9 protein-coding genes are annotated in these 12,073 nt (G+C 48.0%); 7 read left to right on the top strand and 2 right to left on the bottom strand.

Features of this window, described 5'->3' with window-relative positions; translation table 11 throughout:
• Positions 1-47: 47 nt before the first annotated feature.
• From AC1DLM_RS17860 to AC1DLM_RS17830, 7 genes are all read left to right on the top strand, one after another.
• Complete coding sequence (locus tag AC1DLM_RS17860) at positions 48-1,022, top strand: aldose 1-epimerase family protein (protein WP_477570726.1); 975 nt, start codon at positions 48-50, stop codon at positions 1,020-1,022.
• A gap of 46 nt (positions 1,023-1,068) precedes the next feature.
• Entirely contained in the window at positions 1,069-1,836 is a 768-nt protein-coding gene (locus AC1DLM_RS17855; protein ID WP_441987391.1) for a DeoR/GlpR family DNA-binding transcription regulator, read from the top strand.
• A gap of 229 nt (positions 1,837-2,065) precedes the next feature.
• Positions 2,066-4,393, top strand: coding sequence for a helix-turn-helix domain-containing protein (locus tag AC1DLM_RS17850; protein WP_477570725.1), 2,328 nt, complete (start codon positions 2,066-2,068; stop codon positions 4,391-4,393).
• Between the two features lie 151 nt (positions 4,394-4,544).
• Entirely contained in the window at positions 4,545-5,495 is a 951-nt protein-coding gene (locus tag AC1DLM_RS17845) for an ABC transporter permease (RefSeq protein WP_441987389.1), read from the top strand.
• Between the two features lie 22 nt (positions 5,496-5,517).
• Positions 5,518-6,384: a carbohydrate ABC transporter permease gene (locus tag AC1DLM_RS17840; RefSeq protein WP_477570724.1), complete on the top strand. Its 867-nt coding sequence runs from the start codon at positions 5,518-5,520 to the stop codon at positions 6,382-6,384.
• A 29-nt stretch (positions 6,385-6,413) separates the two neighbouring features.
• Complete coding sequence (locus tag AC1DLM_RS17835) at positions 6,414-7,949, top strand: extracellular solute-binding protein (RefSeq protein ID WP_441987387.1); 1,536 nt, start codon at positions 6,414-6,416, stop codon at positions 7,947-7,949.
• Between the two features lie 18 nt (positions 7,950-7,967).
• Positions 7,968-9,365: a sulfatase family protein gene (locus tag AC1DLM_RS17830; protein ID WP_441987386.1), complete on the top strand. Its 1,398-nt coding sequence runs from the start codon at positions 7,968-7,970 to the stop codon at positions 9,363-9,365.
• 172 nt (positions 9,366-9,537) lie between these two features.
• Here AC1DLM_RS17830 and AC1DLM_RS17825 read toward each other — a convergent pair whose 3' ends face one another.
• Both AC1DLM_RS17825 and AC1DLM_RS17820 read right to left on the bottom strand, forming a co-directional pair.
• Positions 9,538-9,648: a YjcZ family sporulation protein gene (locus AC1DLM_RS17825; RefSeq protein ID WP_171628410.1), complete on the bottom strand. Its 111-nt coding sequence runs from the start codon at positions 9,646-9,648 to the stop codon at positions 9,538-9,540.
• Positions 9,649-9,890: 242 nt separating this feature from the next.
• Positions 9,891-11,792: a TOMM precursor leader peptide-binding protein gene (locus AC1DLM_RS17820; RefSeq protein WP_477570723.1), complete on the bottom strand. Its 1,902-nt coding sequence runs from the start codon at positions 11,790-11,792 to the stop codon at positions 9,891-9,893.
• Positions 11,793-12,073: the final 281 nt, after the last annotated feature.

Raw genomic sequence — 12,073 nt, 5'->3', positions numbered from 1 at the left:
TGAACCTATATGGAAAAGCATGGTCGCGTCGAGACATGGAGGCGAGAGTGGGCAAGATAGATCAAATAGCGGGAATCAAACGCTTCGTTGCCGTTGAAGGCAAAGAAGCAGGTGTGGCGTATATTCAGGTGCGGACAGGTGCAGGCTTAAGTTATAACGTGGTCCCATCCAAAGGTTTAGATATCTCCTTGGCGGAATATCATGGTGTGCCGATTAGCTGGCAATCACCGAATGGGGATGCCCATCCTTCATACTATGAGGCGGAAGGCAATCAATGGCTCCGGACTGCATCTGGCGGGTTACTCATGACATGTGGGCTCATGCAAGTAGGGGCTAGCTGTGAGGATCAGGGTGAGCGTCTTGGACTTCATGGACGGTATCATCATACACCAGCAGAACAAGTATGTGCACGAAGCACTTGGCAGGAAGATGAGATGGATCTGTGTATTTCAGGAACCATTAACGAAACCTCTATTTTCGGTGGAAGACTTCAATTAGCTAGAGAAATCAACAGTCGTGTTGGTGACAATACAATACTAATTAAAGACGAAGTTCGTAACATKGGTTTTGAGCCCTGTCCGCATATGATTATGTACCATTTTAACTTTGGTTTCCCGCTGCTGATGGAAGAGACACGTATTCAATTTTATAGTGATCAGGTGAGTCCGCGTGATCAAGATACTTCTATCCATGCCTATGGTGAGTGGCAGGCTCCTGATGCTGCTTATCAAGAACGTGTTTATTATCATGAGTCTGCCAATAAGCCATTGGTGCGAATTAGCAATCCTTGTTTTCCATTAAATGGGGGAACAGGGACGGTTCAAGCCTCTCTTCAATGGTCTTCGCAAACGCTGCCTAATCTCGTTCAATGGAAAATGCCTGGTAGTGGGACACATGTGCTTGGTATCGAGCCTGCTAATTGTCATGTAGGAGGTCGTAAAGAAGAGCGTGAGCGAGGGACTTTGGTATATCTGGAGCCAGGTGAAACGGTAAAATATGAAATCAGGTTGAACCTCAGTTAAATGATTGGGATAATAAGGTGAATAGAAACATTGACGGGGGTTCTTCATGATAACAAATCAAATAAATGGTCGGCAGCAACAAATCTTAGATCGGATGGCACTCGATGGTGAGATTCGAATTGCTGAATTGAAAGAAATGTTTAATGTCACAGAAATGACGATACGTCGTGATATAGAAAAGCTTGAGACCATGGGACTGCTTAGACGAACTTTTGGAGGAGCTATCCTGATAGGCAAGGATATTGCCCTGCAAGATCGCACAGGCGTCATGATGGAAGAAAAAATGAAAATGGGCCTCCGCGCAGCACAGCTCATTAATGAAGGGGAATCTATCTTTCTGGATGGAGGTTCAACGACACTTCAAGTAGCCAAGTATCTAACACCGAATATGCCGATCACTGTGGTTACCAATGCATTAAATATTGCAGCCGAGCTGCAAGGCAAGCAGATTCCGACCATTGTCGTGGGAGGCATGCTGCTGGATAAAACATCGACACTCGTTGGCCCAGTCGCTGCCGTAGCAATTGCCAAAATGGCGTTTGACCGCGTATTTATTGGAACAACGGGTCTCACCTCTAAGCATGGATTCAGTAATTCTAATATGCACGAGGCTGAAATCAAAAGGCTTGTTATCGAACAAGCGTCTGAAATAAACGTAATAATGGATCACACGAAGTATGGCGTTCGGGATCTGTTTTCATTTGCTGAGATAGGTGCGGTGCATCGAGTTATTTCAGACAAGTACCCAGAAGGTGAACTTCATGCGACTTTAAAAGAAAGCGGAGTTCAATTGCTTGTTTGTTCGGATGCATGATCATCAGATAGCGATGCTGGCGAAGCGGTTTGTACGTTTTTAGGGATGGCGGTTGTTGGAGAGTGTTTAGAATAAGAATGAAATAAGGCCAGGACTCCTTGGGCAATTGGGGTTCCGGCTTATTTTAATTGGATAATAGTATCAGAGGAGGCATTTCAAGGTTCTATCTGGACGGAAGATACCCCTCACGGTAAAATAAAGAAATTACCAAATAGGGGGAGGGCATCCGGTGAAACGATCCATCTATATCCGATTGTTGTTTCATTTGACAATTGCTGTTGTTCTGATTACATGTCTTGTTGGAGCTCTCGTATACCGGTACACGACAGCTATGTTGAAGGAGGAGGTTATCGGTGCCAATAATGAATTGTTATTGCAAACGAGCAAAATTGTCGATCAGTCGCTTGGCGAAGTCCAACAAATTGCTACGACGCTTGCTTTGAACAGTGACGTGCAAAAATCAGTTTGGCTCCCGTGGAATTTGGAAGAAGAATATCGGTTTCTGAAAAATACAGGAGCGTTGTTCGATGAACGGATCAATTCGTCCRACTACGTACACTCCATATATTTATATAGTTCCGTCAACCGGAAGCTAATATCGAGCTCGGGCATTACCGACATGGCTGACTTTTCGTATCGATCGGTATTAGATCGTTTTGTAGAAGGTCCGAACACCTCGGCCTGGTTAGCGGCAAGCATGTTGACGACAGGTGGCGATCGGGACAACGTCATTAGCTTTTTAATTACTGTACCGTTCAATAGCGTAGAAAAGAAGGGCGTCTTGCTGATTAATCTCAAGGAGGACGTGCTCTACAATGCGGTAGTCAATACGAACAACCGGAAGCTTGGCAATGTCGCGGTTCTCAATAGCAACGGCGAAGTGCTGTCCTACAAAGATAAAAGCATGCTGCTCGAACAGTTCAAGCAGGCAGACATCAAGCGAATTAGCGAGCATAAAGAAGGATATTTCGTGGAAACAATCGGCGGTAAAAAGATGTTCGTATCGTTTCTGAGCTCGTCGTTTACCAACTGGATATACATTACGTTGAACCCGCACGGAGAGTTATTTAAACGTTCCAACGAAGTGATTCGGATTACACTGCTTATCTCAGTAATCAGCTTGGCAGCGGGAGTGTTGCTGATGGTAGTCGTCTCGAGACGGCATTACCAGCCGGTCCGGAACATGGTGCAAGCTCTCATCTCTTACATGGAGAAGCCGCTGCCGAAGGCGAAGTACGGGGATGAGTTCGGATTTATCCGCGAGTCGATCGATCGGCTGCATCACGAGAACGAGGAGTTCAAGACAAGGTTTCGCGGACAGGAGCTTATTTTGAAGGATCATTTACTTCTAAATCTGTTATCAGGCAAAACAGCCGACGAGGATGAAATGATTGGGCAATTGAACTATTATCACCTCAATCTAGAGCCGCACGGTTTTCTGGTGATGGCCATGCGGGTCCATTTGAATGGTCCTATGCTCAGGTCTCCTGACGAGCAGGTTCGTAACCTGATTCATTTCCAGATCCGCACCATTTGTGAGGATGCCATCGGTCTCTATGGTAAAGGAGCTTACATCAGCAGGTTTCATAAGCACGATGTCATCATTCTCAACACGGGACATTGGGATTCGGCTAACCCAGCAATCGACAAGGCGAAGGAACTCGCTTTCCGGATCAAGAACGAGGTGACCTCGAAACTCGAAGGCGTCTCCGTTACATTCGGAATAGGCGGTAATTACGAGCTTATAACGGAAATACCACTTTCCTACAACGAAGCAACCGAAGCACTTCTGCACGAAAGGATTGCCGGGATTGGAAGCATCTTGTCGATTCACGATCTAGATGTCAACCGTGCTAATCGGAACCAGTTTATCGCGTACCGTCAGCAAGTAGACAAACTTGTCGGCGATCTGAAATCTGGCCATTTAGATAAAGTGAAAGAAACGAAGGACAGCATCATCAACCAGCTCGAACATGACGGCCATTTCGGCCTCTCCTACAAAAACATGATATTGCTCCACTTGCTGAACGCTCTCGTGACAGTACGGGTAGAGCTTGCCATATCCGGAGAAGAAACGGTCGAGCAAGTAAACCGATGGCACCATGAATTCGCTAAGCTTCAAAATTTAGAAGAAATCACGGTTTGGCTGGACCGTATCCTGACTATTATCGCAGGCGACATAGAGCATAGGCGTGACAATAAAAACGCAGAAGTGATCGCTAAATTGGCGGCTTATATTCGTGAACACTACCGAGAGCCTCTCGGTCTTCAACTGCTGGCCGACATGGCATACATGAACAGCCAATATTTATCGAAGCTGTTTAAGGAAATGACGGGATCGACGTTTATCGATTATTTGACAGAGACGCGCTTCCGTGAAGCATGCCGGCTATTGAAAGAGACGGACCGTAATATTAACGATATCGCCGAAGCGACGGGGTTCGGACAAAAGCAAAATTTAATTCGCACATTCAAAAAAATGACAGGTTTGACGCCAACAGAGTACCGGAATGGGGACGTACTGGACCGTCTTGAGAGCCTAAATACGAACGAATGAATCTAATCCGATGAATTGACACCTAACGAAAATGACATTATGAAACCGTTATCAACAATTGAATCTTGAGGACACCTCCCCCTCCACTTTATGCTGAAAGTGCTTACATGACCTACAGATAACAAGCATAAAGAAAGGGGGAATTTTGTCCATGGCTGTTCCATCGACCACGTCGGGGCCGAAACTCAATATACGGAGACGATTGTTGTGGAAACGCATCGCATCCAACCGCTATATTTATTTGATGCTTTTGCCTGCGATTGTTTATTACGGTGTCTTCCATTATTACCCGATGTATGGAGCTCTAATTGCGTTTAAGCAATTCAGTATTACGAAAGGGATTATTGGGAGTCCATGGGTAGGGTTTAAGCACTTCGAAACGTTGTTCGCGCTCGACAAGTTTTGGCAAGTGTTTTGGAACACAATCGTCATCAGCTTATACAGGCTTGTTTTCGGTTTTCCGTTGCCTTTGTTTGTGGCGGTATTAATGAATGAAGTTCGCAAGATTGCATTCAAGCGCACGGTACAAACGGTTATTTACTTGCCTCACTTCATTTCCTGGGTCATCCTCGGTGGGCTGTTGATTAATCTGCTATCGACCGACAGCGGTGTCGTCAACAACGCGATTCGCTCGTTTGGCGGAGAGCCGGTAGGCTTCCTGACCGATGAAAGCTATTTCCGCAGCACACTCGTCTGGTCGATGATCTGGAAGGAGTTCGGTTGGAGCACAATCATCTATATGGCTGCTCTCGCTGGAGTCAATCCGCAGTTGTATGAGGCTGCGGTAATGGATGGGGCCAACCGGTGGAGGCGTATCTGGCATATTACGTTGCCGTGTATTCGCAGCACGATCATCATTTTATTGATTTTGAGGATTGGCCATCTGATGGAGGCGGGTTTCGAACAGATTTTCGTGTTGTACCATCCTGGTGTCTATCAAACATCCGATATTATCGACACCTATGTGTACAGGATCGGGTTGACCGAAGGACGGTTTAGCCTGGCCGCAGCAGTCGGCTTGTTCAAATCGGCAATTAACTTCTTGCTGCTTATTATCGCGAATCGGCTGGCCCGTATGATGGGTGAGCAAGGTGTTTACTAAAAAGGCAAAGGAGGAATGCAGCATGGTTCGCGGCAGTTTCGGCGGAAAGCTATTCGACGCAGCGAATGTTATATTTCTGGTGTTGATCACGCTGTTGACGCTGTACCCATTCTGGGACTCGCTCATCGTCTCGATCACGCCCATTCAAGAAAGTCTGTCATCAAGCATTCATCTCTATCCACAATCGATTACATTCGAAGCCTACACCTATATTCTCGGTTTGAAGCAGTTGTGGGTTTCGTACAAAGTGAGTGTGATCGTTACTGTACTCGGAACATTGATTAGCATGATAGCGACCCTATTGGCCGCTTACGCACTCTCCAAGAAGCAGTTGCCAGGCGGACGTATCATCATGTTCGCGATCGTATTCACGATGATGTTCGGCGGGGGCATCATTCCGAACTATCTGGTAGTCAAACAGCTCGGAATCATCAATTCGATGTGGGCAATGATGATTCCCGCAGCGATTCAGACGTATAATTTGATTCTCATGCGCAGTTTCTTCTCATCCGTTCCGGAAAGCTTGGAAGAGTCTGCGCGCATCGACGGCTGCAATGATTTCGGTATATTGCTGCGAATTATCGTCCCGCTGTCAATGCCAGCCATCGCTACCATATCCTTGTTTTATGCGGTATCGAAATGGAACGAATTTTTCACAGCGGTCATGTATGTGACGGATAAGGAAATATGGCCGCTCCAGTTATTTTTGCGGTCCATGCTCATTGATAACGAGRCCGCCTTTCAATCTGGAGGTGACAGCCCGTTTCTGCTCGGTCAATCGATCAAGATGGCAACGATCATGATTTCCACCATTCCAGTCATGCTCATATACCCGTTCTTTCAGAGGTATTTCGTGCAAGGGGTTACGCTTGGAGCGGTTAAGGAATGACGGTTCGTATTAGAAGAGGAGGACAAACGATGCTAAAAAATAATAAATGGCTTGCACTTGCACTTTCCGGGGTGCTGGCGGTATCTGTAGCAGGATGCGGAAACTCCGAAAATGAGTCTGGGGCAGGTGCCACCGGAACGAATAAGGAAGTCAAAAAGGTCAAAATCGTATTTCTCACCCCAGGCGACGGTGCTGCCAAGGCAATCAATCCGGGAGACCGGGTTATTGCCGAAATCAACAATAAACTCGGTATCGATTTGGAAGTCAAGCTCGTGCCGGAGAACGGCTTTGAGAAGATCAACGTTGCTATGGCGACCGGGGACTTGCCGGATATCGTGACCATTAATTATCCGTCCCCATCATTAAACCAATGGATCTCGGAAGGCTTACTCGTACCGTTAAACGACTATTTGCCCGTAATGCCGACCGTCAAGGAGAAGCTCGAGAAGCAATTATCTTGGACCGCCGTTAACGGTAAATATTACGGGTACCCCTTCATCGAGGAGCGCTCGAACACTACGGTTGCCTATCGCGCGGACTGGCTTGAAACACTCGGATTGAAGGTGCCGCAGACGCTGGACGAATTATATACGGTGCTCAAAGAAATCGCGACGAAAGATCCCGACAAGAATGGAAAGGCCGATACGTACGGATTGACAGGCACCAAAAGCACTGGATTCAACGGGTCGTTCCATTTCGTCCTGTACGGTTATGGTTTGCCTCATGGCGATTGGGTTCTGGACAGCACAGGCAAGGTCGCTCCCATATTCGAGCATCCCTCTTTCAAGCAAGGCGTTCAATATTTGCGTAAGTTGTGGGAAGAGAAGCTGATTGACCCGGAATTTCTGCTGAACGATACACAGCAGCGGGAGCAAAAGTTTTTTCAAAGCAAGGTCGGATTCATGGGCACACCGCTGTTTCGTCACGTGAACCGTCTCGAAACGAGCCTGCAAAAAGTGAATCCGCAAGGCAAGCTTGGATTCATGGCACCGCCGGCCGGACCGGATGGCAAAAGAGGGATGGCGAGTGCGCCGAAGGGCGGCCTGTTCACAGCGGTTACGAAAAATTCCAAAGATCCGCAAAAAGCGGCTAAATTAATCGAATTCATGCTGTCTAAGGAAGGCCGAAGCTTGCTAGAGCTTGGAATCGAAGGCGTTCATTACACGAAAGCAGGCGACAAAATTACGTACAATGAAGAAGAACGGGCCAAAGACGGCTTTGCCACTAACGGCTGGTCGCATCCACTCGCTTGGGGCAGCGTCGTATGGCCGCTTACGGAAAATTATTTGCCGCAGACCGAGCCTCAGGCCGACCGAGCGAAGCAATCCGTAGACATCGCCACAAAAAACCTGGTCCCGAACCTCGTGAATGTGACGACCGCTGAGGAAGTGGAGATGGGCAGCGTGTTGGGGGAATTGTTGAATCAATATTATCTCGACATGATTGTTGGCAAGAAGGAAATTGACGCTGGTTTGGCCGAGTTATCTAAAAAATGGCGTGACCAAGGCGGCAACAAAGTGCTAGAAGCGGTTAACAAGGCGTACTTGGCGCAGCAGAAGAAGTAAGGAAAGGGTGTTGATAAGATGCTTCCATCTGTACAAAAGCAGCCGAACATAGTTTTCATATTGAGTGACGATCAAGGCGCTTGGGCGCTCGGCTGTGCTGGCAATCGCGAGATCCAGACGCCGAACTTGGACCGTTTGGCGGCAGAAGGGGTGCGGTTCTCGAACTTTTTCTGCACCTCGCCGGTATGTTCGCCTGCGCGCGCTTCGCTGTTGACCGGACGCATGCCGTCGCAACACGGCATACATGATTGGATTCGCGGTGGTAATGTGGGGGATCGACCGATTGAATATTTGAAGGGCCAAACMGCCTATACGGAACTTTTAGCTAATAGCGGTTATACGTGTGGATTGAGCGGGAAATGGCACCTTGGCGACAGTATAAAGCCCCAAAAAGGATTTACACATTGGTATGTGCACCAGCAGGGAGGCAGCGCTTATTATAATGCGCCGATGATTCGCGATGGCGAATTGATCGACGAACCGGGTTACTTGACCGATGTTATCACCGACGATGCCTTGCATTTCCTGGAGTCACAACAAGATGATCAGCCGTTTTACTTGGGTGTGCATTACACGGCGCCGCACAGTCCTTGGATCGACAGCCATCCTCAGGAGTTCGTCGATATGTACGATAATTGCCAGTTCGACACCTGCCCGCAGGAGCCGAAGCATCCCTGGTCGATCCAAACAGCACCTTGGTCCGACGACCAACGGGAAAACTTGAAAGGATACTTTGCTGCCGTGACGGCAATGGACCGCAATGTTGGCCGCATTCTCGACAAGCTCGAGGCGAAGGGTATGCGCGAGCAAACGCTGATCTGCTTCTTGAGCGACAACGGTTTCAACTGCGGTCATCACGGCATATGGGGGAAAGGCAACGGCACGTTCCCGTTCAATATGTTTGATACGTCCGTTAAAGTACCAGCCATCTTCAGCCACCCGAGCCGCATTCCGCAAGGCAGCGTCTGCGACGAACTGGTCAGCGGGTACGATTTTATGCCGACATTGCTGGCGTATGTCGGAGGGATTGAGCATCCAGAAGCGGGGAATCTGCCTGGTCGAAGCTTCCTGCCCCTCTTGCTTGGCGATGAAGGGGCTGGACGAGAGGATGTCGTCATCTATGACGAATACGGTCCGGTTCGCATGATCCGTTCGCGGGAATGGAAATACGTTCACAGGTATCCTTATGGACCGCATGAGTTATATAACTTGGCGGCCGACCCGGACGAACGCAACAATGTGATCGACGCGCCGGAGGCCGAAGAACAGCGACGTTCCATGAAGGAACGGCTGGATACCTGGTTCGTCAGCTATGTTGATCCGAGCCGTGATGGTACGCGGGAAGCGGTGACTGGCTTTGGTCAGCTGGAGCTTGCCGGCCTCGACGGGCAAGGAAAGAAGGCGTATCACGAGTAGCCTCTTTGAGATCTCGGTGCTAATCAAGGTGATATCCCAATGCAGCAAGCGCAGAGCTAATTCCAAGTGATTTTATTGGTGATTTGTTTATGATAAAAACAACGAGAAAAAACAGCCCGTATTTTATTTCGCGGACGTTTTTTCTCGTTATTATTTGTGTAGGATTAAGGAATTACCATACAAAAGCTGACGTGATGATAACCAAAAGAATAAAAAGAACCAAAATAGCTGCTGCGCTTGAACCGTGACCTGCACAACTTCCACCATAACCTACTGCTCCCATGTGTACTCATTCCCCTCTGGTGATTTGTCACTACGGTATAAAATATGTTCGTTAGATAGTAATTGATTGGACGTATGCACCAAATTGAGTTTACATTTACAATATACCCGGAAAAAATAACCGCATCTTCCCCCTATGAATACACACATTATAAACCGGATTCCTAAGCGTACAGGAATCCGGTTTATTTGTGAGTCACAAATGACGATAATAATGGAGTTGACATACTGATCATTCGGCTATTATAGAAATGGATGCGGATGAGGATTGAGTTGACCAGCCTTCAGCGGTTCTTTCGCATATCCAAGCTTCGCCGGCACCCGATACACTCTCTTTAGCCCCGTCAAGCGTTTCAAATGATGTCCGAACGTCATCGGCAACATTCCCGGAATCAGTACTTTTACACAATGCAGCCCGTTTCGCAGCGTTTCCAGCGATGATTGATCCACCACAATCACATCGAGGTTCAATTGGTGAAACACCTCGATCGTGTCCTTCAGATCATCGGTCAGATCCGCATGACTTGCCTTACGCTTGAACTCCTCGTCAAACGTTCTGAGCGGGCGTTGGTCGTTCAACAAAAATTGCAGCCGTTCCTCTGCTTGCGGCAAACCGTAAAGCAGGGCATGATCCTCCATTTGATATACGAGAAATGGATCGTCGAGCATCTGCCTAATATGTTCTTGGCCCTCCTCAAATTTCTCTTGCAAAAAGATCAACCTGCCGGCAAATTCGTGAATGGCGCTTTTCGCAGCTCTTACTGGATCCAGATGAGTTCCCGCCGAACAGATAATATTCATCTTCCCAGGGCTGATGCTTTTCGCGAGTGCCCAAATGCTCGGAATCCCATTCTCCATCGTCATATTAAACAAATGTATATCGTATCCGGCAACAACGCGGAGCCTTTCGAGCATGAGCCGCAGTTCCTGATCGTTAGTGGAATAGGGGTCCAAGCGCGGGATAGGCAACTGCGCATACCAAGTCATCAGGAACGCGTCGCGCTCCACCACTTCCAAAATACCGTGCAAGATGGCTTCCTCCAAGCTCCCGCCTAATGCACACCCGTTAGAGCCTTCCTGAACAAAGGCGGAACCAAATCCCGAGCTGTAATAAGCGAGACTCTCAGGAACAAGGATCGGAGAATTCTGCACTAGCGAATAGCCCCAAATCCAATCGATCGGGATGGCGGGGTCAAACGGTTGGAACGTGCAATCAGACTGGGCGTACTGTTTCTTCGAATATAATCCAACCTTGGAGGGGTCGAGTGCTTGATCCGCAACATGGTTGAAGCTGTCGTAGATTATGGTTCGTTTGCCGCGGGGGGTTATTCCACAGTGCCGCTCCAATCCTTCCAAGATTGCGGTCAATTCGCTTTCAGCATAAGAAAAGCTGTGACCTCCCGTTACCTCATCGCCCATCATAAACGACKGCAGATTGACCCCCACCCCAGCAAACGGCGATTCGAGGTCAAGCATCTTGGCATTAAAAACGCCAGTTCGGTAATCCAAATAGTCTTTGACCAAATGTTGTTTCAGGTCCTCTATCGGACGGCATCGGTAACTGTCTGCGCTTATCTTCGGTCTCGGCTTGAGCGAAATGTTGGCCGCCTCCGATGAATCGTCTGGCAAGCAGCCACACACCGGACAAAGCGGGTCAGGCAGAATAAAATGGAGCGAGCTACTCAGATTATTTAGGTTAACGATATACATATGCTCTTCTGTATGGGCTCGGCTGCCCTGCAGCACTCGCTGCGTCTCGGCAACCAGCAAGTGAGCAACATGCCAAAGTCCTGAGGGCGAAGATCGTACTGCATGTTGTATGTTCCCAGGCGACGCCGTAAAACGCCGGTTATCCGCACATTCCGTGCATCCCGGCACACCCGGACGAATCAAAGGCCCAACTATGCCCTCATCCATTGAAATAAAGCCCCGCAGCCATGGGATGCCAACCTGCTGTAACACCTCTTCAGCCTCTAAGTATCCCGAGGAAGGCCAGTCATCGTGCAGCACCACAACCAATTTCGCTGCTTTCGGTATGTCTGAAGTGAAATCTTTCTGTCGAACGACCTGATAATGGTCCAATAACATTCCGCATACGAAGTCGACCAATAAACCTGTTCCAACAACGGATATGATAGCATTCATGCAGATCACCTCATCTCGCAGCATTAGCCCCCGCTCAAGGATTCCAAAATTGAATCTCATCGCTTCAAGGATTCCGCTAATTTTTCTCCTAATAACAACCTTTCTTTAAGATGACTTCATTTTATAGGAGTGATGACTAATATATGCACGTATTGGACAAGGCGCTTACAATTTTCAGATGTAGGTGAATGACTGTTTTTACACATGGGTGGACAGGTATCCAATCGATCTTACCTAAACAGGAGTACATTGTATAGCAATGTATCTCTGGTGGCAGAAGG

The organism is Paenibacillus sp. 01T442 (assembly GCF_056398345.1).
The sequence above is the reverse complement of the archived record's forward strand: the minus strand, read 5'-3'. Positions and strand labels throughout refer to the sequence as shown.

What these genes read in the sequence shown, in the direction of transcription:
- AC1DLM_RS17855 (WP_441987391.1), top strand. Translation starts at nt 1,069, where the DNA reads ATGATAACAAATCAAATAAATGGTCGGCAGCAACAAATCTTAGATCGG.
- AC1DLM_RS17825 (WP_171628410.1), bottom strand. Translation starts at nt 9,648, where the DNA reads ATGGGAGCAGTAGGTTATGGTGGAAGTTGTGCAGGTCACGGTTCAAGC.
- AC1DLM_RS17835 (WP_441987387.1), top strand. Translation starts at nt 6,414, where the DNA reads ATGCTAAAAAATAATAAATGGCTTGCACTTGCACTTTCCGGGGTGCTG.
- AC1DLM_RS17845 (WP_441987389.1), top strand. Translation starts at nt 4,545, where the DNA reads ATGGCTGTTCCATCGACCACGTCGGGGCCGAAACTCAATATACGGAGA.